23 protein-coding genes are annotated in these 21591 nt (G+C 47.2%); 19 read left to right on the forward strand and 4 right to left on the reverse strand.

Going from position 1 to position 21591, the window contains the following annotated elements; all coding sequences use genetic code 11:
- Window positions 1–40 precede the first annotated feature (40 nt).
- Window positions 41–775, reverse strand: coding sequence for an HAD family hydrolase (locus ACO9K6_RS17845; protein WP_424768905.1), 735 nt, complete (start codon window positions 773–775; stop codon window positions 41–43).
- 146 nt (window positions 776–921) lie between these two features.
- On the opposite strand from ACO9K6_RS17845, the gene ACO9K6_RS17850 reads away from it, so the two are divergent.
- Complete coding sequence (locus tag ACO9K6_RS17850; RefSeq protein WP_424768906.1) at window positions 922–1059, forward strand: hypothetical protein; 138 nt, start codon at window positions 922–924, stop codon at window positions 1057–1059.
- 61 nt (window positions 1060–1120) lie between these two features.
- Here the strand turns inward: ACO9K6_RS17850 and ACO9K6_RS17855 are convergent, their stop codons facing one another.
- A complete protein-coding gene (locus tag ACO9K6_RS17855) occupies window positions 1121–1345 on the reverse strand; it encodes a hypothetical protein (protein WP_424768907.1) in 225 nt (74 codons plus the stop codon).
- Between the two features lie 159 nt (window positions 1346–1504).
- On the opposite strand from ACO9K6_RS17855, the gene ACO9K6_RS17860 reads away from it, so the two are divergent.
- The 9 genes from ACO9K6_RS17860 to ACO9K6_RS17900 all read left to right on the forward strand — a co-directional run bounded on the left by ACO9K6_RS17860 (window position 1505) and on the right by ACO9K6_RS17900 (window position 9688).
- On the forward strand, window positions 1505–2230 hold the full coding sequence (locus ACO9K6_RS17860; RefSeq protein ID WP_424768908.1) for a phosphonate ABC transporter ATP-binding protein: 726 nt from the start codon (window positions 1505–1507) through the stop codon (window positions 2228–2230).
- A complete protein-coding gene (locus ACO9K6_RS17865; protein ID WP_424768909.1) occupies window positions 2227–2742 on the forward strand; it encodes a GNAT family N-acetyltransferase in 516 nt (171 codons plus the stop codon). Before ACO9K6_RS17860 ends, ACO9K6_RS17865 begins: the two co-directional genes overlap by 4 nt.
- A gap of 14 nt (window positions 2743–2756) precedes the next feature.
- Window positions 2757–3368: a DUF3298 and DUF4163 domain-containing protein gene (locus tag ACO9K6_RS17870; RefSeq protein WP_424768910.1), complete on the forward strand. Its 612-nt coding sequence runs from the start codon at window positions 2757–2759 to the stop codon at window positions 3366–3368.
- Window positions 3369–3636: 268 nt separating this feature from the next.
- A complete protein-coding gene (locus ACO9K6_RS17875) occupies window positions 3637–4302 on the forward strand; it encodes an MOSC domain-containing protein (protein ID WP_424768911.1) in 666 nt (221 codons plus the stop codon).
- Window positions 4303–4324: 22 nt separating this feature from the next.
- The gene (locus ACO9K6_RS17880; protein ID WP_424768912.1) at window positions 4325–5302 is read left to right on the forward strand and encodes a phosphotransferase; all 978 of its coding nucleotides are present in this window, start codon (window positions 4325–4327) and stop codon (window positions 5300–5302) included.
- Window positions 5303–5304: 2 nt separating this feature from the next.
- Entirely contained in the window at window positions 5305–6228 is a 924-nt protein-coding gene (locus tag ACO9K6_RS17885; RefSeq protein WP_424768913.1) for a polysaccharide deacetylase family protein, read from the forward strand.
- Window positions 6229–6246: 18 nt separating this feature from the next.
- Window positions 6247–7206 (forward strand): AAA family ATPase, encoded by a 960-nt coding sequence (locus tag ACO9K6_RS17890; protein ID WP_424768914.1) that lies wholly within the window; start codon window positions 6247–6249, stop codon window positions 7204–7206.
- A gap of 11 nt (window positions 7207–7217) precedes the next feature.
- Window positions 7218–8354, forward strand: coding sequence for a DUF58 domain-containing protein (locus tag ACO9K6_RS17895; RefSeq protein ID WP_424768915.1), 1137 nt, complete (start codon window positions 7218–7220; stop codon window positions 8352–8354).
- Window positions 8351–9688: a DUF4129 domain-containing protein gene (locus ACO9K6_RS17900; RefSeq protein WP_424768916.1), complete on the forward strand. Its 1338-nt coding sequence runs from the start codon at window positions 8351–8353 to the stop codon at window positions 9686–9688. Before ACO9K6_RS17895 ends, ACO9K6_RS17900 begins: the two co-directional genes overlap by 4 nt.
- A gap of 58 nt (window positions 9689–9746) precedes the next feature.
- Here the strand turns inward: ACO9K6_RS17900 and ACO9K6_RS17905 are convergent, their stop codons facing one another.
- A complete protein-coding gene (locus tag ACO9K6_RS17905) occupies window positions 9747–10736 on the reverse strand; it encodes a YpdA family putative bacillithiol disulfide reductase (protein ID WP_424768917.1) in 990 nt (329 codons plus the stop codon).
- A gap of 208 nt (window positions 10737–10944) precedes the next feature.
- Here ACO9K6_RS17905 and ACO9K6_RS17910 point away from each other — a divergent pair, with 208 nt between their 5' ends.
- From ACO9K6_RS17910 to ACO9K6_RS17920, 3 genes are all read left to right on the forward strand, one after another.
- Window positions 10945–11487, forward strand: a complete 543-nt coding sequence (locus tag ACO9K6_RS17910; RefSeq protein ID WP_424768918.1) for an ADP-heptose synthase — start codon at window positions 10945–10947, stop codon at window positions 11485–11487.
- A gap of 311 nt (window positions 11488–11798) precedes the next feature.
- Window positions 11799–13544, forward strand: coding sequence for an ABC transporter ATP-binding protein (locus ACO9K6_RS17915; protein ID WP_424768919.1), 1746 nt, complete (start codon window positions 11799–11801; stop codon window positions 13542–13544).
- Window positions 13545–13558: 14 nt separating this feature from the next.
- Window positions 13559–15364: an ABC transporter ATP-binding protein gene (locus ACO9K6_RS17920; protein ID WP_424768920.1), complete on the forward strand. Its 1806-nt coding sequence runs from the start codon at window positions 13559–13561 to the stop codon at window positions 15362–15364.
- A gap of 55 nt (window positions 15365–15419) precedes the next feature.
- Here ACO9K6_RS17920 and xerS read toward each other — a convergent pair whose 3' ends face one another.
- Window positions 15420–16514 (reverse strand): tyrosine recombinase XerS, encoded by a 1095-nt coding sequence (gene xerS / locus ACO9K6_RS17925; RefSeq protein WP_424768936.1) that lies wholly within the window; start codon window positions 16512–16514, stop codon window positions 15420–15422.
- 299 nt (window positions 16515–16813) lie between these two features.
- Between xerS and sleB the strand changes: the two genes are divergently transcribed.
- The 6 genes from sleB to ACO9K6_RS17955 all read left to right on the forward strand — a co-directional run bounded on the left by sleB (window position 16814) and on the right by ACO9K6_RS17955 (window position 21585).
- Entirely contained in the window at window positions 16814–17470 is a 657-nt protein-coding gene (gene sleB / locus ACO9K6_RS17930) for a spore cortex-lytic enzyme (RefSeq protein ID WP_424768921.1), read from the forward strand.
- A 158-nt stretch (window positions 17471–17628) separates the two neighbouring features.
- Window positions 17629–18348, forward strand: coding sequence for a DsbA family oxidoreductase (locus ACO9K6_RS17935; RefSeq protein ID WP_424768922.1), 720 nt, complete (start codon window positions 17629–17631; stop codon window positions 18346–18348).
- Window positions 18349–18373: 25 nt separating this feature from the next.
- On the forward strand, window positions 18374–18574 hold the full coding sequence (locus ACO9K6_RS17940; protein WP_424768923.1) for a hypothetical protein: 201 nt from the start codon (window positions 18374–18376) through the stop codon (window positions 18572–18574).
- Between the two features lie 166 nt (window positions 18575–18740).
- On the forward strand, window positions 18741–19820 hold the full coding sequence (locus ACO9K6_RS17945) for a lactonase family protein (RefSeq protein ID WP_424768924.1): 1080 nt from the start codon (window positions 18741–18743) through the stop codon (window positions 19818–19820).
- Between the two features lie 46 nt (window positions 19821–19866).
- Window positions 19867–20085 carry a cold-inducible protein YdjO-related protein gene (locus ACO9K6_RS17950; protein ID WP_424768925.1) on the forward strand — a complete coding sequence of 73 codons (219 nt, stop codon included), beginning with the start codon at window positions 19867–19869 and terminating at the stop codon, window positions 20083–20085.
- Window positions 20086–20271: 186 nt separating this feature from the next.
- Complete coding sequence (locus ACO9K6_RS17955) at window positions 20272–21585, forward strand: sensor histidine kinase (protein ID WP_424768926.1); 1314 nt, start codon at window positions 20272–20274, stop codon at window positions 21583–21585.
- The last annotated feature ends 6 nt before the right edge of the window (window positions 21586–21591 follow it).

Below are 21591 nucleotides of genomic sequence, written 5' to 3' on the forward strand. Positions count from 1 at the left end.
CTTAACACTGCCCCTCTTTCGCAATCTTGAGCATACTGTCTCAGCGGTTAACATACTGGTATATAGCGTCCGGTACCTCGATCAGTTGGTCAAGAGTCAGGAAGGCTCCCTTTGGCTCTACATCGATTTGAATGACGTTATATTCCCATTCGGACTGCGCCCGCATATGAATGGCGTGAATGCCTGCGGTTAAGGCTGGCACAACATCGGTCCGGATCGAATTGCCAATCATCCAGGTCATGCTCCGGTCAAACACTCCCGTTGATAAAATATCCTCCAAAGCCTCATTGTTCTTTAATCGCCGAATATAGATGCGAGTGTCAAAGTAGCGCTCTAAATGCAGCTTCTCGATCTTGCGCCGTTGAATAGGCTGCTCACCGCCCGTGTAGAGATGAAGCTCATGCCCTGCTTCGGCCAGCGCGAAGAGCGTCTGCTCCATGTTCGGATATGGTTCTGTATCATGCTCATAAACGCTCAGCCCCAGCTTCCACAACAGGTTTTCTTCGGAGATGGAGTGCTTGCGGCCTGTTAGATGGGAGAAATAGATATAGGCATCGACAAATGATTGCGGGAAGTGCTCGCTCTTAAAGCCGAAAGCAGCTACGCCTGCAATGTCGATTTCCATTTGTTTATCTCTGATGGCCTGTGCAGTGACATGCGGGTAGCCGTTAAACCAAGTCGTCATCACATCAATATACTGATCGATAACCATATAGAAATATTTATTACAATGAATGAGGGTGTCGTCTAAATCAAACATGATCTGCTGCTTCATCTAAAATGTCTCCTTTGCAGAAGTTGAATCTGTATGAACAATCTACCGCAAAAGGTGGGGACGAGTCAATGAGGGCATACGGTGTTGTGATATTTTTACATAGTTAACCAATTATTGTAGCATAATGATAGTGGAGGTGATGAGTTATGGCATATAGCAAAGGCGAAAATCCAAATGGGAATCGCATTCATAGCAGCGTGCGCGAACATACAAGAACCGTGAAAACAGAGAAATTCGCGAAGCTGCCGCCGAGCTTGAACAGAATTAACAAGCAGCTTCCTTAGCCGTGAGCTGTAGTGAACATGAAAAAGGAGAGGGTATCCATGCCTCTCCTTAATTTGTATGCTAAGCGTATTTAAGCTGTGTGTCAGTCAGCTTATTCTTAATAAACGAGATGCGCTTGCGAATGTAGAAGTCTTTGCTGTCGCCCTTCAAATCCTTTGGGGTGATCACCTCCTCTGCTGTATTATCAATAATGACGAGTCGACCGTCAGCGTAAAACTTAAAGGTTAAGTCGCGCCAAGGCCGTACTTTCTCTACATAACGGAAATTTTCACAGATGTTATTCATGGGTGATCAAGCCTCCTTCAAAATATTGAATTCGTACACTATAGGAACGTTTGTTCTTGTAATTATTATAGCAAACATTTGTTCGTATGGAAACTGTTTTTTGTTTCACGTAAACTAGATTAATAGATGCGATAGTTGCTAACAGAAGGAGCGCGGAAAATGATTAGAATAAAAAATCTAACCAAACGAATTCCTGGGGGACCGAAGGTGCTCGACGATATTAACTTCGAAGCCTATCCAGGTGACTTTATTGCGATTAAGGGCGGAAGCGGAAGCGGAAAGTCGACACTGCTGCGCTGCCTTGCTTTGCAGGAAAAATGGAGCTCCGGCTCTTATCATTTTGGCGGCAAGGACGTATTTAAGGAAGGGCTGTCAGGCAGATTCAAGATTAAGCGCGAGGTAGCTTACTTGGAGGAGAAGCCGTTTCTATTCCCGGCTAAAACAGGTTTGAAAAATGTCATTATCGGCTCGGTCACGCAAACGCCGGCCTGGCGCAGATGGACAGGCATGGTCCGCAATGACGATTATATGGGCGCAATGGATATGATCGAGAAACGGGGACTGATCGATAAAGCACATCAGAAGGCCAGTACGCTAAGCGGCGGTGAGAAGCAGCGTATGGCGATCGCAAGAGCGCTCGTGCACGGAGCGAAGGTTATATGCGCTGACGAGCCAGTATCGGGCTTGGATCCTCATACGGCTGATCAGGTTTTAAGCGATCTGAAAGCGCTTTGCCGCGAACAGGATGTAATTGTAATTGCGGTCATGCATCAAGGAGACTGGGCTGAACGTTATGCAGACCGGATCATCGGATTAAATAAAGGTAATATTGTGCTCGATGTTCGAGGCAGACGTTTGACAGAACGTGAGAAGGCTATGCTGTGAGCCGTGCGGTCGTGCTTCGAATCATAGAAGAAAAAGATCTGGATGAAGCGATAAAGCTTGAGCAGCGCTGCTACATTCCGGAGGCGGCAGCAACGTTTAGCGGCTTTCAGTTCCGCTATCAGTACTACAGGCCTTTCTTTTTGACTGCTTGGTCAGGGTCAGAGCTTGTTGGCATTACGAATGGTATACGAACGTCGCAATCATCTTGCGGCGACGAGATGAAGGGTGAACAAGCGGATGATAGAAACGGTCCCCATCTTTGTGTGCTGACGGTCGCGGTTGCGCCCGAATATCGCCGGCGGGGGATTGGAGCCCTACTGCTTAGAGCGCTTATAAAACAATGCACAGCAGCAGGCATTCACAAAATGATACTGATGTGCGAGCAGCATTTGATCCCCTTCTATGAAGCGGAGCAATTTATGCTGCATGGAGTTTCAAGCTCAAAGCACGGAGGAATCACTTGGTATGAGATGAGCCGGACTTTGCATACAATGGAGCATCTTACCGAATAGGAAGGTGTCCTCCCATGTCATTTCAGTCGCCTGTTGTTGTTCAAACGGCTAAAGCCGCTTATCCGAAAGCAGAGCTGGCTATTCCTCATGTAAGCGGGGGACCGAGCGCAGCCGCTGATATGAAAATAAACCAAACGATTCACCACGCTGTTCAGCAGCTGGTTCACAGTCAAGGCTCCCTGGATGATCCAAGAGCTCAAATGCTTGGCTATTACGAGCAGAAGAACAACCAAAAGGACTATCTCAGCTTGTCGTTGTTTAATTATGCTTATACAGGCGGGGCTCACGGGCTAACGCTCGAGAAGTCATTGACCTTCAAGCAATCGACGGGACAAACCTATTCGCTTGCGCAGCTGTTTAAGCCGGGAGCAGATTATGTGACGCGCCTCAGCGCGATCATCAGTGCCCAAATCAGGGCAAGAGACATCGATACGCTTGAGCCGTTCAAAGCAATAAGACCTGATCAAGATTATTATGTGGCGGATCGCTCGCTTGTCATCTACTTTCAGCTATATGAGCTGTCTGCCTATGTGTATGGCTTTATTTACTTTCCTATTTCAGTATATGAGCTTCAGTCTATTATTAACGAAGATGGCCCTTTAGGTCCGATGCTTGTGAATGATTAATTTCGAAATTTGCTTGGGAAATGTATAATGTGAAAATAGGAAATATTCAATCTATTTATAAAATCATTTCCCGGGTATGCGCAATATGCAACAGAAAAGAGAAAATTTCGACAAATGCTAAATCGGTTTGGAAAGCTATGATGTCGAAAGCAAAATAAATAAATTAATTGCATTAATTATTAATGCAGTTATTTTATTTTGCCAACTTCTCCCTTCCAAGCTTATAATAGTAAAATAAGAGATGGCAGTTTGGGAGGATGACGCACAAATGGAAAGAAATGCTGGTCCTGCTCGACTTGTATCTTTGAATGTCGGTGAGCCTGCTGTAGTATCGTATGGCACTCAAGAGGTCCTAACCGGAATCTATAAGCAGGCTTCGCCGCTATCGCACACACTAGGCTTTACGGGGCTGCAGGGAGACGGTCAAGGGGACACCGTTCATCACGGCGGTCCGGATAAGGCGGTCTGCGTCTATTTCGAACAACGTTATCCATATTGGCAGGAACAGCTTCCGCTCCCCTTCGAGTACGGTGCTTTTGGCGAAAACTTTACTTTATCGAATTGGACAGAAGAGGATTTGTGCATTGGCGATATTGTCGAAGCGGGAGATGTCCTTTTGCAGGTGAGTCAGCCGCGGCAGCCCTGTTTTAAGCTTGGGATTCGCCATCAGCTTCCGGAACTGCCGGAACGAGTGCAGAAGCTGGGCTATACGGGATTTTATTTCCGAGTGCTTCGTGAGGGAACGGTGAAAGCGGGATTAGCTTTTCAAGTGGTTGAAAGGCATGCCGCAGGAAAAACGCTTGCCGAGGCCAATCGCATTATGTATATCGACAAAGAGGATACATTGGCCATTCGTGAGCTTCTTGAGGTAAAGGAGCTCGCGCAGAGCTGGCAGGATCAGCTTGGCAAAAGACTTATGCGCTTTCAGACATAGATGAAAGGAGGCTTGTATTTTTTTGATAGGCACCATCAATTTTTCCGTGTTTTTGGATGAGTATGCGTTTCAAGCCCCTTATCAGATCGAGCATCGTGAGAGCGGGATGAATAATACGACGCGTATGATTACCGCAGGAGCCGACCGATTTGTGCTGAGGGTATATAACAATCACAAGGACGCGGATATCGTGAGGCTCGAGCACGAGGTGCTATCAGAGCTGAGTAGTAAAAGTCCTCCTTTTCGCGTTCCTGTTCCAGTTCGCAATAAGCATGACGATACCGTATGCAGCGCGGCCGACGGAACATTAGCGGCATTATTTTATTATATAGACGGTGAACGTACGACAGCTGCGAATAATCAGCATGTTTTTGCGCTTGGGAAGACGTCAGGGCTGCTTACGAGAGCATTAAGCGAAATCAAGCCTGACCGTACACCTTTATATAGTCCCTATTATTCCTTGGAAGATACTTATTCGGCTATGGAGGAAATGGCGTTCCTTGCTTTGCCTGAGCAATGCGAGGGGCTTGCAGCAAGGCGCGACAGCTTTATTCTGCTTCAATCGGAACGGGACAAATTGAAACCCGAGTGCGAGATCATCGCTCAGCTGCCAAAGCAATGGATTCATGGCGACCTCGTATTTAATAACACGGTTTCGCAGGGTGACGAGATAGTCGGCGTGCTGGATTTTGAGTTTACTACAGTGGATGTGCGGGCGATGGAGCTTGCCGTTATTGCGGCGGATTTAATTAAAGCGAGTGATCCCGAATTTCCTGACAAGCTGAAGCTTCTGCTCAATGGGTATAGCGAAGCGTTCCAATTGTCGGAAATAGAGCTCGGCAAGCTGCCGGTTTTGATGAAGCTGAGGCTGCTTGACGTAGCGCTGCATTTTGCTTTGCGTTATCGGGATGGCTTGGACCGCGACGATGTGCTGTGCGGTATCATCGATCAATCCGCATTTGGCTGCAAATGGATAAATGAGCATTGGGAGGATAGGTAGCTATGAGCTTGGCTAAAGCGCTAGGGTATAAGGATGATGAGAAGCTGCTGCTTATTAATGCCGATGACTTCGGCGTATGCCATTCGGTGAATGAAGGCATTCAGCAGCTGCTGCTGGAGAAAACGGTAAGCTCTGCAACATTAATGCTGCCTTGCGGCTGGGCCAGAGAAGCGGCGCAATGGAGCGCCCGGCATCCGCAGGTGGATGTAGGGGTTCATTTTACGTTAACGAGCGAATGGGATGCTTACCGCTGGGGGCCTGTTCATCGCAAGGGTAGCACTTCTTCGCTAGTGACTAGTGAGGGTTATTTCCCGAAGGACTGCAAGACATTCGAGCAGCAGGCTGATCCCGAGCAGGTGAAGGCGGAGCTCATTGCACAAGTCGAGATGGCGCTTGCCATGGGGATGAAGCCGTCGCATGCCGATAATCATATGGGCAGCTTATATGGTTTGGAAACAGGACGTCACTTTTTGCCTATCGTGCTTGATGTATGCGCTTCCTATGGCTTGCCGTTTCGTTTACCTCGCTACCTGCTCCAGGACAGTGGGCAAATTGCGCCGCCGGAGATGGCAGATCAGGCGAAGCAGCTTGCTCAGCTTGCGGATTCGAAGGGTGTCGTGATTCTTGATTATTTGGTTGGCCTTCCTTTCCAGCTGCAGGCGGGAGAAACGTTCGCTTCCTTAATGGCGGACATGCAGCAATTATTAAAGGGGCTTCGCCCTGGCGTTACAGAGCTGATTATTCACCCTTCGCTCGTAACGGATGAGCTTCGTGCCTTTCATAGACAGCCGGAGAAGCGAGGTATGGAGCTCGAGCTGTTCCGTGATGCTGAAGTGAAGAAGACGCTTGCGGAGGAAGGCATTCGCATAATCCGCTGGCGCGAGCTGCAGAAGCTGCAGCGTGATCGCAACGGTTATTCGATCTAGTTAAAGGAGCTGCTCTACATGTCATTTCAAGCTGTAACACAGCTGGCAGAACAGATTAAAGCCAATATCGGACGAGTTATCATAGGCAAAGAAGAGGTAGTCGAGCTGCTATTCATCGGACTCATTACTTCCGGTCACGTATTGCTTGAGGATGTTCCTGGAACAGGGAAGACGCTGCTTGCCAAATCGCTTGCCAGATCGCTTAAGCTATCCTTCAAGCGCATTCAATTTACACCAGATCTGCTGCCATCCGATTTGAGCGGCATCCATTTCTATAATCAGAAAGTCAGTGAATTTGAATTTCGCGCGGGACCGTTGTTCACCAATCTGCTGCTTGCCGATGAAATTAACCGAGCTACGCCGCGAACGCAATCCAGCTTGCTAGAGTGCATGGAGGAGCGGCAAATTAGTATAGACGGAGAAACCATGCAATTGGAGCGTCCATTTATGGTTATTGCAACTCAAAACCCTGTGGAGCATCAAGGCACATTCCCGCTCCCTGAGGCTCAGCTCGATCGATTTCTTGTTAAAATTAAAATGGGCTATCCGACAACCGAGGAGGGCTTGCAGCTTCTGAAGCGCTTCAAAGACAATGATCCTCTGGCGTCGCTAGCGCCCATTGCGGATACTAGTGCGATTCTGCAAGCGCAGCAAGCCTATACCGGTGTAAAAGTGACGGACGATGTTCTGCATTATTTACTGCAAATTGTGGAGCAGACGAGAAAGCGCGACGAGGTTTCCGTTGGCGTCAGCCCTCGCGGCAGTCAAGCGCTGCTGCGCGCTGCTCAGGTTCATGCGATATTGCGAGGCCGCGACTTCGTAACGCCTGATGATGTGAAGGCTATGGCGAAGCCTGTTCTCTCGCACCGATTAGCCATTCGCGGGATGCATCGAACAGCAGGCAATGCAGATGCGATTATCGAGGATATTATTCGACAGACGGCCGTCCCTGCTGAAGCCGGCCTGTCGATCCGATAGGCGGCAATAAGATGATATTGTTTTGGTTTATCATCGCTGCCATCGGTATTTTGTATGTGCAGAACCGATTGTTTCAAAGCTTCGTGCTCCGGCACATCAAGTACAAGCGGCACTTTCAGACCAAGTCGTGCTACCGGGGCGAACAGGTGGAGCTAATCGAGCAAATTTCCAATGCAAAATGGCTGCCGGTGCCATGGCTTCGCGTCGAATCGCTATTATCCACACATTTGCATTTTCAACGGCAAGACAATTTTTCTGTAAGCAGCGGTCAGCTTTATCAAAATCATAAAAGCTTCTTCACCTTGAAGCCCTATACGAAAATAACGCGAACGCATCGCATAACGTGTACAAAGCGAGGCTGGTATCAGCTGCAGACTGTTACGGTAACAGGCGGAGATCTGCTTGGTTTTACAAATGTTTCGACGTCCATTCCGCTCAGCGGTCAGCTTCTCGTCTATCCGAAGCCAGCACAGGTACCTGTTCATGAGCTGCCTTATCATAGCTGGCAGGGAGATCAGTCGGTTCAGCGCTGGATTATAAGCGATCCATTTGTCATTGCAGGTGTGCGAAATTATCAGGCTGGAGATACGTTTAAGCAGGTCAATTGGAAAGCAACGGCAAAGACAGGTCGTCTCCAAGTGCATCAGCATGATTATACGGCGAACCGCCGGCTTATGATTTATTTGAATGTGGATGACGCGGAGGGTATGTGGCGCTCGGTTAACGATGAAGCGCTGATTGAGCGAGGGATAGAGTGGGCTGCCGGTGCGGCTGAAGCCGTAATCGAACAGGGGATGGATGTTGGCTTCGCAGCGAACATGCCGCTAATTGGTTCAATAGATAGTGTTCATGTCGAGCCGCTCGGCGGTCATGAGCATTTATTGGAGCTGTATGAATGGATGGCCAAGCTGCAAATTAAACGAACGGAGCTGTTTCACCATTTGCTGGAGCGTGAGGCGCTAAGCGGCTTTAGAGAAAGAGATGTCCTGATTATCTCATCCTATTGGAATGATACGCTTGATCAGCATGCGGAGAGACTTCAGTACAACGGTAACGCGGTAGCGGTCTGGACACTTACGAAACAAGCGTTTGCGGAGAGCAGCGCTGCTGCGGAGAAAGCCATGAGCAGGGAAGAGGTGAGCGCGTGAGACCTTCGATGAAGCAGAGCCATCCTTTGGCTGCGCTAGGACAAGGCACAATCGAGCTGTTTTTTTATTTGCCTGTGCTGCTTATTGCTGCCGTCTATCTGCTTCCAGTCTCTGTGATTTGGTGGTGGATAGCAACACTCCCGCTCTGCTATTGGCTAGCATCTGAAACGGTTAAGAGGCTGCCAAAGCTGCGTCGTATCGTAACCTTTTTTGTAGCAGCAGCGATTGGAGCTGTTCATGCGTATCTATGCATAAACCTATGGGGAGCAGAGCTGCAGGCTATCGCTTTCCTGGTGTTCGCATTCATAGGCGGGATTACGGCCTCAAGAGGCATGTCTTCAATCCAGCGGGGCTGGGCGGAGTCCTTCCCCAACTCTTTATTGCTCATCGGCGTAATGACCTATGTAGCAGCACAGCCTCTGAAGCTTTTTTTATTCAAGAAGCTCGTTGACTATAATGGTGTTTTAATCATTTGCGGGATAACATCAATGATTCTATTATTTTTCTTTGCGAATGAGAGACATGTCAGTCATGAAACGATTTATTCCGCCAAGACGCCCGCGACATTGGCCTACAAGAGACAGAATCGATTTCTGATGCTCATTATCGTCTCCAGTATTGTGATATTGGCATTGTTCAAACAAATCCATCAAGCGGTTGAAAGCTTCCTGCGCAGCTTGATGGAGAAGCTGATGAGCTGGCTTAATCGACCGCAGAAGGAACAGCCAAACGAGGAGTTGCCTATTGCTCAGCCTCTGCCGGAAATGATTGGCGGGGAGGAAGTAAAGCCGCCGGCGGATTGGGTCTTGCTGCTTGAGCAAATATTAAAATATGTTGGAATCAGTTTTATCATCTTTGGTGCGGCTATCTTACTGTTTATTTTACTGCGGAAGCTTAATATGTTAGTTAAGCGAATCGCAGCCAAGCTTATGGAGCGCGGAGCTGAAAACCGCAAGAATGAAGCCGACTTTACGGATGAAGAAGAAAATTTAATGTCATTAAGCAGCTTGAGGAAGCAAATGGGCGGGCGGCTGCAAAACCTGCTGCCAAAGAAGCGGGGTCAGGACTGGCATGATCTGAATACGAATGCGGAAAAAATAAGATTTCTTTACGCTTGGCTGGTTCATTCGGATCGAATGAATGCTTCAGTCTACCAGGCTCATTTAACGCCTCAGGAAACGGCAGAGCGATTAAAGGAGTGGCGAGACGAAGGGCAGCGTGACGGGCTGCAGCATTTTATCAAAGCTTATGAGCAGGTTCGTTATGGGGAGAAAATGATCAAGGATGAGCAGGTAGCTGCTTTCAAAGCTGAGCTATATAAAGAAAATAAGTAGACCCATTGATTCTGCTTGCTGGAAAACGATTCAGCAATGAAAAAAAAGACATACCGGCTTAATGAGCCGATATGTCTTTTTTCTGTTGGATATGCTCAGCGATTTTACGACCGTGATACCGGCCGGATTCAATGAAAATCTCATTTGCTTCGTGCCTGGAAGCGACAACCCCTGCAAGGTAGATGCCTGAAACGTTGGTTTCCATCGAGTCTTCATTGAAAGTGGGGTAGCCCTCGGATTCCATCGTCACTCCGGTTAAGGTTAGGAAATTTCTGTCGGGATGAAAGCCGGTTAATGCGAGTACAAAATCATTTGCAATTTGGCTTTCGCCCTCTGGTCCGCGCACAGTAATTTCATTATTGCCGATAGCGGTAACGGTGGTGCCGAAGAGCATATTGATAGAGCCTTTGGCGACTCTGCTTTCAAAGGTCGGCTTCACCCATGGCTTAATGCTTGAGGAATATTGGTCACCGCGATAAACGACGGTAACCTGCGCGCCGACACGCTCCAGCTCAAGCGCTGCATCGATCGCGGAATTGCTGCCGCCAATGATGGCTACCTTCATGCCCACGTAGGGATGTGATTCGCGGAAAAAATGGCTTACCTTATCAAGCTGCTCACCCGGAATGCCAAGCTCATTTGGATGGTCGAAATAGCCTGTTGCAATAATAACATATCGGCTGCTGAAGGAGCAGCTTTGACCGAAACGGTCTTCACCCTGCAGAAGAAAACTTTCATTCTCCTTCTGAATGCTTGTAATCCCTGTGTAGGGCTGAATTCGAACCTGATGCCGCTGAGCTGCCATCCGGTAATAATTGAGCGCTTCGAGTCGAGACGGCTTCTCATTTGCGGTAGTGAAGGGTATGCCGCCGATTTCCAGCATCTCGGGTGAGCTGAAAAAGTGCATGTAGGTCGGGTATTGCGATATGGAGTGAACAATATTCCGTTTCTCTATAACGAGCGGATGAAGGCCGATTCGCTGCAGCTCAATCGCTGCAGCTATCCCGCAAGGACCTGCTCCGATGATGATAGCTTCTTCGTTTTGCATAGGTAGATCCCTCCTGAGAATATGACTAAAACAATGGATTTTATGTAATATAGTCTAATGCTCATTTTACTGCTTGACGGGAAGCAAGTGCAAATTTGGTTTTTTGTCTCTCTTGTACAGGCCAAGTAATATTGTATAATAATGTGGAATCATTTTTATAGCCATGCTTATCTTATTCGTCAGAATATTTTATTTAGGAGGAGATCACATGCGTCGGCGTTTTGTAATTGAAGCAGTAATGGTGGCAACGTATGGACATCTTCTCGTACCTAGCCGTCCCATTGATTATGTCGTACCTTATTCATCCATAGCAGAATTGTATGAAATGAGAGATGGTGCTGATCCCGTTATGGACGATCCAGATGATGATGGGCATGTCAAAACGAAAATAAACGAACTCATTGCGTTTTTTGAGGATTCGCTTAATCGCAAAAAAATTACGAAGGCGATGCAGGTGCCATGGAGAGAAAGCTCGCCGTTGCTACTCAATGAAAAGATACAATTTACAGTCGTGCATGCCATCGATAACGCGCATTACGGAGAAATGTTCGATCCGATAGAAACCGAGCTGCTGCTAACCGGGCTGAAGCTGGGCGTACCGCTGTTATCTGATCAGTTTGAGTTTCAGGATAAGCTGATCGAGGCTGAGGTGCCGGTTCAAGTATATGATATCGAGGATTTTGAGTTTGCGGTGGAGGAAGGCATTTCTACAAGCGATTTGGATCAAAACAACGAATTCGACCGGTTTTAATTTTTTTGCTAAAGCCTCTTGCGCAATCGCCGGATCAGGTGTTAAGATTTGGTAGGGTTAGGAAAAGATTGCGAATCGGAATGAAAAAGGGGGGCTCTCGGATGTGGATCAATCAGATTGGAATGAATGTCGGCGGCGGAAATGTCCAGCATTATTTTCAATATGTTTCATCCAATAAACCGACTGGCCTGCCTTCTTGTAGGGGTTGCGATTCAGCTTTATAGCTGCATTGCTGCCCATTTATACGAGGATCTCAAGCCTTCTGCGGCTTGAGATCTTTTTTTGTTTCCAAAGGGGAAAGGAGTTGTCATGTGAAAACGCTTTTACGATTATTGGTTTATGTCAGGCCCAGCACGAAATGGGTAGTTATTGCGATTGTTATTATGATTTTGGCGACGATTTTTGACTTGGTCGCACCGTGGATTTTACGTGAAATTTTCGATGAAGGCATCGCCAAGCGGAATATGGGCATCGTGCTATGGCTGACGCTGTCCTTGGCCGGCATTCAAGCGTTGAAGAGCGCAGGAATGTTTGTGCAAGGCTATTCGCAGGAGCTCGTCGGTCAAAATGTAGTATTTCAGCTGAGGAAGGAGCTGTACGCGCATCTGCAGCGGCTGTCCTTTTCCTATTATGATCGTGCGCAAACAGGGCAATTGATGTCCAGGATGACAGGCGATATTGATGCCGTGAAAAATTTCATCGGATTTGGGGCGATGAATCTGATTACCGGGATGCTAACGTTTCTTGGGACGATCATTTTCATGATGACGATGCAGTGGAAGGTTACATTGATAAGCCTGATAACGATTCCTTTCATTTTGTTCGTATTATGGCGGTTTAATCAAAAGGTTGGCCCTGCTTGGTCAAACATTCGCGAGCAGATGGGGCGTTTGACAACGACATTGCAGGAAAACATTTCGGGTATTCGAGTTGTAAAGTCGTTTGCAACCGAGAACGTGGAGCAGCAAAAATTCGCGGAGCGGAATGAGCAAAACTTTGAGACGAATATGGAGCGCGCCAAGCTTGAGGCGAAGGCCTTTCCGCTGATGGGCTTCTACGGCGGGCTAACGTTCGTGCTCATGATCTGGATCGGAGCCATCTTTGTCGCCCGTGATGAAATGTCACTCGGAACGTTCATGGCGTTCCAGTGGTACACGTGGGGAATTATTTGGCCGCTGAATATGCTTGGCTGGCAAATTAATATTTTGCAGCAGGCGGTGAAGGCTGCACCGCGCGTCTTTGAGGTGCTGGATACGCCGAGTGACATCGTCTCCCGGGAGGATGGAACGAATGCTGACGGCATGCGGGGCAATGTCGTGTTCGATCGTGTAACCTTTCATTTCGCGGATCAGGATGCTGAGAAGGATAAGCCGATATTAGATCAAGTTTCTTTCCAAGTGAAGCAGGGTGAAGTTATCGGCGTGCTTGGCGCTACGGGCTCAGGAAAGAGCAGTCTCATTGGATTGCTGTCACGGTTCTACGATGTATCCGGCGGTCGTGTATTGATTGACGGCGTGGATGTGCGTGATTATGAGCTGGATGGCTTGCGCCGCAGCATAGGGATCGTCCCGCAGGAAACCTTCTTATTTTCTGCATCGATACGGGAAAATATCGCATACGGCTACCCAGATGCGACGCAGGAGCAAATCGAGCTTGCAGCGCGCAAATCACAAATCCATTCTTTTATAGGAAGCATGCCTGATGGCTATGATACGCGGATAGGGGAGCGCGGCGTCGGTTTGTCCGGCGGACAACGGCAACGCGTGGCGCTGGCGAGAGCGATTTTGATGGATCCTCCAATTCTGGTGCTCGATGAAGCGACCGCAAGTGTGGATACGGCGACAGAGTCAGCCATTCATGAAGCACTGCTGGAAGTTATGAAGGGACGGACCACCTTTATTATTGCGCAGCGGCTTTCTTCCATCCAACACGCGGACCGCATCATTGTACTTGAGGATGGACGATTAACTGAGCAGGGAACGCATAAGGAATTGAACGAAAGGGGCGGCTTCTTCCGTCAATTGTTCGAAAGACAGAAGCAAATCGCAAACCATTAGGAAGGGGGAAACAAATGAGTCAGGTCGAATGGGATATGGACGATGAGGTGGATGAGAAGCCGTTTAATTCGAATTATATGCGGCGAATGCTCCGCTACCTGATTCCATATCGCAAATTAATGATCGGAGTTGTCGTCATCGTTCTGATCAATATGCTGCTCAGTTTGTCCGAGCCTATTATTTTGGCTTACATTATCGATAAAGGAATAATGGATAAGGACATGGCGCTCATTCATGTGCTCGGCTTCGCGCTGCTTGGCATTAGACTAATCAGCTGGCTGTTCAGCTGGATGCATACGAGATGGATCAACTTTACCGGCCAGCGCATATTGTTTGATTTGCGCCAGCAATTATTTAATCACTTACAGACCTTATCGTTTCGCTTCTTCGATGGTCGGCCGGCTGGAAAGATCATGTCGCGGATTACAAATGATACGAACGCCATCGGTGAGTTGATCAACGGCGGATTGATTACGATGGTGATGGAAGTAACCCACTTGCTGGGGATCGTCATCATTTTATTCTGGATGGATTGGCAGCTGGCTCTGCTTTCATTTATTATGCTGCCGCTGCTGTATATTATCATTGCGAGAATTCGTCCGAAAATTGAAAGCTCATGGTCGCGTTCGCGTGCTACGATGTCGGCAATTAACGGAAATTTGAATGAAACGATTCAAGGGATTCGCGTGATTCAAGCATTCTCGCGGCAGCGAATAAACAACGAAAAATTTGAAGGCATCAATACGCGGAATAAGAAAGCCTTTATGAGAGCCATCACGCTGGAGTCTACCGTGTATCCGTTGGTAGAGATGATTGGGATGATCGGAACGTGTATCGTGATCTGGTTCGGCGCTATGCGGGTAATGGATGATGCGCTTACGTTGGGCTTCATTATGGCGTTCATTAACTACTTATGGCGATTCTGGGGACCGCTCAGCGCTCTATCGAAGGTATACAGCCAACTTCTGTCAGCAATGGCTTCAGCAGAGCGGATTTTTGAAATTCTCGATACGGATCCTGAAGTGAAAAACAACAACCGTGCTAAGGTGCTGCCGTCCATTCGTGGAGATGTATCCTTCCATAACGTATCGTTCCGTTATGAGGTCAGCAAACCTGATGTCCTTCATAATGTTTCCTTTCAAGTAAAGGCCGGGCAGCGCGTTGCGCTTGTAGGACCAACAGGCGCTGGCAAAAGCACGATCGTGAATTTGCTCATGCGCTTTTATGATGCCACCGATGGTACCGTAAGGATTGACGGGGTAGATGTAAAGGATGTCACGCTGGAGTCCCTCCGGAAGCAAATGGGTATCGTGCTTCAGGATTCGTTTATTTTTGCCGGTACGGTAGAGCAGAATATGCGGTACGGCAATGAAGAGGCAACCGACGAGCAGCTGCGCAAAGCGGGGGAAAGTGTCAGACTTGACCGTGTTGTTGCCCAGCTGGCTAATGGCTACCAGACTGAGTTGGAGGAGCGCGGCTCCAAGCTGTCTGTCGGGCAGCGGCAGCTGCTGGCGTTCGGGAGGGTGCTGCTATCGGATCCAAGCATTCTAATCCTAGACGAGGCGACCTCAAGTGTCGATACCGAGACAGAGCAGCACATACAGGAAGCGCTACAGACGCTTCTCGCTGGTCGGACGGCATTTATTATCGCTCACCGCTTATCGACCATTAAGGATGCTGATCTGATTCTGGTCGTGCAGGATGGGCGGATCGCTGAGCAAGGCTCGCACGACATGCTGATGAAGCAGGGCGGCATTTATGCGAACCTTGTGCTGACACAGCTGTCGATGCAGGAATCGGTTATCATGCAAACAGGCTAAGCGGTTACGTAAAGTTGAAAAAATAGAGGGCGAGTCCGAAGCGTATTAATTTACGCTAGCGGGTTTCGTCCTCTTTTTTGGTATTATCGATGGCTTGCGCCATAGTTTTGTCCGTCAAGTGAGCATAGATTTGTGTCGTTTCCGGTGATGCATGTCCTAGCTGCTCTTGTGTTTTATAGATGTCATTGCGTAAATAATAGTCTGTGGCGAAGGAATGCCTCAATTTATGAACGGATAGGTAAGGTTTGCCGAAACGCTTCGCGTATTTAATGACCATTTCTTGAATGGCTCTTTTGGTCATGCGCGACCCTTCATTTTTACCGTTCGCGATCGCGAGAAATAAGGCTTTTTCACGTTTCGAAGCCTTGTAGCGGGTGTCTCTCAGTGTTAAATAGGCTTGCAAATCCTCTACCGCCTCCTGGCGGAAATAGACGGGAGTTTTAAACGTATCATCATTTTTGCCTTTGCGATATACATAGGACAGTTTCTTTTTTATATCAATATCATCGACATTCAAATTAACCAGCTCCGACACTCGCAATCCGGAATGCAAAATGAAGCTGATGATGCATGCATCACGAATCATATTTAATTCATAGGAATAGAGCGCCTGTTTATTTTTAACGACGTCCGTTCCATAATGCTGCTTCACATAAGCCATAAATTCAGAAATTTCCTCTTCCTGGAGCAGCTTTCCCTCGAGCTTTGCCGCTGTATCCTTTGGTTTATGCGTACGCTTAATCGTCACCTTTGCCATAACATTTCGCTTCAGAAGCGGATAAAACTCCTCATCCTCGGCAATTTGGCTTAAATAATGGAACAATGAGCGGAGAGAGGAGAGTTTGCGGGAAATGGTTGTTTTACTGTTTTTCTCTTCCTTGTACGTTGACAAGTACATCCGAAAGCCGTCAATACTGTCCATATGAAGCCGCTCGAGTTCAAGCAGAGTCACATCCTTTATCACAGAGGCAACAGATAAGCCCTCCGCCATCAGCCATCTCAGAAAGGTTTCGTAATCTCTCATATATTCAACTAAGGAGGAAGGGGATAAATCCGGCAGCTTATAATTTATGAATTTCTCAATATACCAAGGCATAGTAGGCAGCTTCTTGTCCAGCTCTAGACGATCCTTCTCTTTTAAAATATTAATGGTTGATCCCTCCATGAAGATGTCATATTATTTTATGAAGTTAATAGAACATAAATATAATTATGTAAACTTATTAGATTGTAATTTTAAATGCAAGCATGTTTATTGTAACAATTTCGGATAAGCTGGACAATGTTATTGTTATAATTGAATTAGTAAATATATGTAATTTTAGGTTTTCGGTTACATCTCTGTTCTGACTATGCTAAACTCGTACAAACCAGTCGACCAGGTACCATACCAGTCTGATTTGCGAACTTTTGTGGGTGAGCAAACGAAAAGGAGGAACGATAGACCAGATGAAAATAAAATCTTCAGTCTATAGTATTGGGTTTATTCTTGCCATCGTTCTAGCATTTGGTCTACCGATGCAAGCCGTTCAAGCGGCTCCGCCAGCTACGCTCAAATTGGGCAGCCAGGGCTCTGATGTGCCTGATTTGCAGTACCGCTTGAAGACGATGGGCTATTTCGATACAGATGTTACAACTTATTTTGGACAAGCAACACTAGATTCCTTGAGAAAATTTCAGAAGGAATACGGATTAACGGTTGACGGTATTGCCGGCAAACAAACCTGGACAGCGCTCAAAAAATTTTCCGTGAATAAAGCGGAGCTTGATCTGCTGGCTAGAATTATACATGCTGAGGCGCGCGGGGAATCTTATAAGGGACAAGTTGCGGTAGGAGCGGTCGTCATGAACCGATTGGCATCTCCCAGCTTTCCAGATACAGTGAGAGGCGTCATTGAAGAGCCGCGTGCATTTACGGCTGTCGATGACGGTCAATATCAGTTAAAGCCTAATGCCACAGCCTACAAGGCAGCAATGGATGCAGTTAGAGGCTATGATCCTACAAACGGTGCGATCTATTACTTCAACCCGGATACGGCAACTTCGGCCTGGATTTGGACTCGTCAGCAAACAGGCAAAATCGGACGCCACGTATTTGCAATATAAAAGATTGCGACTCTTAATGTGAAGTGAAGATCACTTCCGTTAAGTGTCGCTTTTTTTTATGGCAATATGCAGAGAAGGATCGTTTCCAAACTGTAACCAAACATGTTACAATAATAAACGAGAACTTACTTAATAAACAATACGCGGAGGTGCCTTACATGAAGGTGGAAATTTGGTCGGATTACGTTTGTCCGTTTTGCTATATAGGAAAAAGAAAGTTTGAGCTCGCGCTGGAAAAATTCGCGCATAAGGATCAGATTGAAACCGTATTTCGGAGTTTTGAGCTTGATCCGGGTGCAGATGCCAATTCTAACGTCAGCACCTACAGCATGCTGGCCTCAAAATACGGTATGAGCGTCGAGCAGGCTAAGGCGAACACGGCAAATGTTGCTGAGCAAGCCGCAGCGGTCGGTATTACATTCAACTTCGATAATACAGTGTCCACGAATACATTCGATGCGCACCGCGTCGTTCATTTTGCTGCCGAGCAGGGCAAAGACAAGGAGCTGTCTGAAAGATTTTTCAAAGCATACTTTACAGATAGTGTAAATGTCGGCAACCGGACTCGCCTCGTAGAATTAAGTGCTGAAGTAGGCCTAGACGCTTCTGCAGTGGCTGAGGTTCTGGCTTCAAATCAATATGCGGATGCGGTGCGCAGGGAAGAGGAAGAGGGAAGCCGTCTTGGCATTCGCGGTGTTCCGTTCTACGTCATTGATCGCAAATATGCGGTTTCCGGCGCGCAATCCCCTGAGGTGTTTCTAGATACGCTTAATAAAGCGTGGGAAGAGAAGTACCCTTCGTTCATTCAAGTGAGCGACGGAGATGTGGATGCGTTGTGCGCAGACGGCGTTTGCGCGCCGAACACGCGGAAGGTGTAAGCTGACTGGAAAGGGTGGCCTGCTCATGGATCATTTGCCTTTTTTAAAAAGCAGCTGTCAAGTTCAACGGACCGGTAAGATCATCCGTTTGGAGGAGCAGGCTGCCATCATTTTCGTCAATGGAAAAAATATTGCCGTACCTTTTGAAAAGGTTGAAGCAGACATCCTTCCAGGACAAGAGGTCGTCTGGACGGGCAGCAAATGGAGCCGTATCCTAACGAAATAAGAATTAACATTAATGATGGAACGCATTGAAGATTTCTCATAGCGTACATCATTATTTGTCTCAGGCGTTTGAACCCTTTATAATAGAACACGGCGTGAGCTTTTAGGTTAAGCTTTAGACTTGTTACCTAGCAGCGTTAAGCGTAAATGTTTAGGGGGAATTTGTTGTGACAGTAGATCAGCAGCGTCTTCTCGTTTTCGCAGGCTCTTATGCGGAGCCCGAAGACAGCGGCGTTTATGTGTATGCATTTGATGAGGATAAGGGCATATTATCGTTGACAGATGAGTATGCTGGATTAAAAAATCCAACCTTTCTTAATGTGGATGCAGATCGGGGCATTTTGTATTCCATTGGAGAAACTGTGAATTCAGAAGGTCATAAAGTCGGTGAGGCAGCGGTATTTGCAATCGATTCAGCTAAAGGAACGATCAGTCTTATCCAACGTGAGTTAACTGTAGATTCGACAACCTGCCATATTCAGCGAGACGCAAACAGCCGTTATTTGACGGTTACCAGCTATCATGGCGGGATGATTGGACTGCTAAGCCTATTGGAAGATGGGAAGATAGGAAAAGTACTCGATATTCAGCAGCATGTGAAGAGCAGCGAGCATCGTGATCGTCCACATCCGCATTCCTCGTTTTTCAGCCCTGACGAGCGCTTCCTGCTCATATCGGATCTAGGGCTTGATCGTATAGTAACGTACTCCATTGACAAAGCGAATAATAAGCTCATGCGACATGGGGAGATTGCGCTCCACTCAGGTGCTGGACCTCGTCATTTGACGTTTCATCCAAACGGGAAATTTGTCTATGCGATTAATGAATTAGATTCGACGATTACTGCATTTGACTATGATGCCGAAACCGGACTGCTAGCGATCAAAGAAACGGTGAGCACGCTGCCAGCGGATTTCAACGGTGATAACGGATGTGCGGAAATTGCGATATCGGCTGACGGCAAATATGTATACGGTTCTAATCGCGGTCATGATAGCATCGTAGTATTCGCGGTGGAAGAGCAATCTGGACTGCTCAGCATTGTTCAGCATATTTCGGTTCAGGGAGGCCATCCGCGTCACTTCGCGCTAACGCCAAGTGGACGTTATTTATTGGCAGCGAATCGCGATACGAACAATATCGTTATTTTTAATGTGAATCAAGAAAACGGGAAGCTGAACAATAGCGGAAATAGCGTAACCGTATCGAAACCTGTTTGTGTAATCCCTGTTTACTTAACGACATAAATGATTAACGACATAAGCAATGAAATGAAGAGGGGAATACAGAAGCGTGGCAACAACAGAAGACGAAAAACCGAAACTAATTCCAACCAAAATTTTTAAATGCAAAAATCCGGACTGCAAAGTGTGGGTTAGGGACGAATTCGCAGCAGCATCCGAGCAGTCATGTCCGATCTGCAAGGGTCCGATGCTGAGAAGCATGCGTCATCTGCCTGCTGTTCAGAACAAGCCCAAGCGGCAGCCGCGTAAACCGAAATCAGAGTTTTAACAAGATAAATCCCAATTCAGACGTATGCGCTGGATTGGGATTTTGTCATTCTCTCCATGCTGCTCGATTAGCTTTATTTGAATAGCAGAAGTCCTAAGGAAGCACATTTTATGGAAACGTCAGGCGTAGTTGGGGCAGAATGTGATAGGATAGATATACCAATGGATGACAGGATGGTATTTACCTATGCTTTTTTATTTTATCGCATTATTTACTGCTGCCGTGATCGTCTTCTTAAACAATCGGCGTAGCGAGTCCAATCGGTGGGCGGCCTGCTTCTTGTGCAGCGCGTCAATTGGAGGTCTAACAGAGCATCTTGCAGCTGGAGGCTTATCGGGAGCAGCAGCGGTTCTGCAGTTTTTTAATTACACGTTAACTCCCTATGCCGTTCTACTATTTAGTATCGTGTACACCGGGGCAGTTGCGGATAGAAAAGCAAGGCGAAATCTCAAGCTATGGCTGCTGCTTCCGGTATTGGGGATGGCTGCGGAAGCTTTTCTTTCCTCAGACAGGCTATTGTTTTTCAAGTTGCTCCTTCTGTGGAGTGCGCCTTATTATTTGATATCCTGCTATTTACTAGTCGTCTCCTTCTGGAGAGAGCAGGATTTGAGGCTGAAACGAAGCCGATTTATCACAACGATTATCATTGTGCCTACTTTGCTGGCGGTTCTAATCTTCATCTATATAGCGAAGGTAGTTTCGCCGGATTTTGAATTTTTTAATTACATTTCGTTCTTTATTATCTATTCGCTTGTGATTGCACTGCTATGTACGTTTGTTTATGGCGTGCTGGGTGTCAGATTGCGCTTCGAGCATGATCCGCTAGAAAGCGCGATGAAGGCGGTCAGCTTGGGGACAACGCTGCTCAACCATTCCATCAAAAACGAGATTGGTAAAATAGCGATAAGCACAGAAAATTTAAAAAGCTTTTTGCCGGATAAGAATGAGCAGGCGCTGCAGCATATGAAAATTATTACAAACGCGTCGGAGCATATGCTGGCGATGGTGACAAGATTGCACAGCCAGATGAAGGATATTGTACTAAAGGAGGAGTCGATCAGGCTTGATCAGCTCGTTGATCGGTGTATTCTACAGCATGAGGGGTTAACAGAAAAGCTTAATGTATCGGTTAAGACAATCTATCATGTGCGTCCCGTTGTTCTATGCGATCCGATTCATATTAGCGAAGCGATCGGCAATGTGTTAAGAAATGCGATTGAAGCGATGCCGGACGGGGGCGCCATTGAAATTCGTATTGCGTCCTACAAACGTATGATTAGGCTGTCCATCGAGGATAACGGAGCAGGGATAGCGGCCGAGCAATTGAAAAAAGTGTTCGACCCCTTCTACAGCAGCGGGAAGACAGGTCATAACTTTGGGCTTGGACTATCCTATGTCTATAATGTCATGCTGAAGAGTGGCGGCAAAATTGAGCTTCTCAGCTCAGAAGGCTCAGGTACATGTGTATCTTTTTATTGGCCTCGCAAAAAAGTGCGATAAAGATGG

The sequence above is a fragment of the Paenibacillus praedii genome, assembly GCF_049725345.1.
GTDB lineage: Bacteria > Bacillota > Bacilli > Paenibacillales > Paenibacillaceae > Pristimantibacillus.

Coding starts and splice junctions, on each gene's coding strand:
- sleB (WP_424768921.1), top strand. CDS start 16,814: ATGAAAATAAAATCTTCAGTCTATAGTATTGGGTTTATTCTTGCCATC.
- ACO9K6_RS17855 (WP_424768907.1), bottom strand. CDS start 1,345: ATGAATAACATCTGTGAAAATTTCCGTTATGTAGAGAAAGTACGGCCT.
- ACO9K6_RS17940 (WP_424768923.1), top strand. CDS start 18,374: ATGGATCATTTGCCTTTTTTAAAAAGCAGCTGTCAAGTTCAACGGACC.
- ACO9K6_RS17860 (WP_424768908.1), top strand. CDS start 1,505: ATGATTAGAATAAAAAATCTAACCAAACGAATTCCTGGGGGACCGAAG.
- ACO9K6_RS17845 (WP_424768905.1), bottom strand. CDS start 775: ATGAAGCAGCAGATCATGTTTGATTTAGACGACACCCTCATTCATTGT.
- ACO9K6_RS17890 (WP_424768914.1), top strand. CDS start 6,247: ATGTCATTTCAAGCTGTAACACAGCTGGCAGAACAGATTAAAGCCAAT.
- ACO9K6_RS17905 (WP_424768917.1), bottom strand. CDS start 10,736: ATGCAAAACGAAGAAGCTATCATCATCGGAGCAGGTCCTTGCGGGATA.
- ACO9K6_RS17875 (WP_424768911.1), top strand. CDS start 3,637: ATGGAAAGAAATGCTGGTCCTGCTCGACTTGTATCTTTGAATGTCGGT.
- ACO9K6_RS17955 (WP_424768926.1), top strand. CDS start 20,272: ATGCTTTTTTATTTTATCGCATTATTTACTGCTGCCGTGATCGTCTTC.
- ACO9K6_RS17935 (WP_424768922.1), top strand. CDS start 17,629: ATGAAGGTGGAAATTTGGTCGGATTACGTTTGTCCGTTTTGCTATATA.
- ACO9K6_RS17885 (WP_424768913.1), top strand. CDS start 5,305: ATGAGCTTGGCTAAAGCGCTAGGGTATAAGGATGATGAGAAGCTGCTG.
- ACO9K6_RS17870 (WP_424768910.1), top strand. CDS start 2,757: ATGTCATTTCAGTCGCCTGTTGTTGTTCAAACGGCTAAAGCCGCTTAT.
- ACO9K6_RS17920 (WP_424768920.1), top strand. CDS start 13,559: ATGAGTCAGGTCGAATGGGATATGGACGATGAGGTGGATGAGAAGCCG.
- ACO9K6_RS17850 (WP_424768906.1), top strand. CDS start 922: ATGGCATATAGCAAAGGCGAAAATCCAAATGGGAATCGCATTCATAGC.
- ACO9K6_RS17910 (WP_424768918.1), top strand. CDS start 10,945: ATGCGTCGGCGTTTTGTAATTGAAGCAGTAATGGTGGCAACGTATGGA.
- ACO9K6_RS17895 (WP_424768915.1), top strand. CDS start 7,218: ATGATATTGTTTTGGTTTATCATCGCTGCCATCGGTATTTTGTATGTG.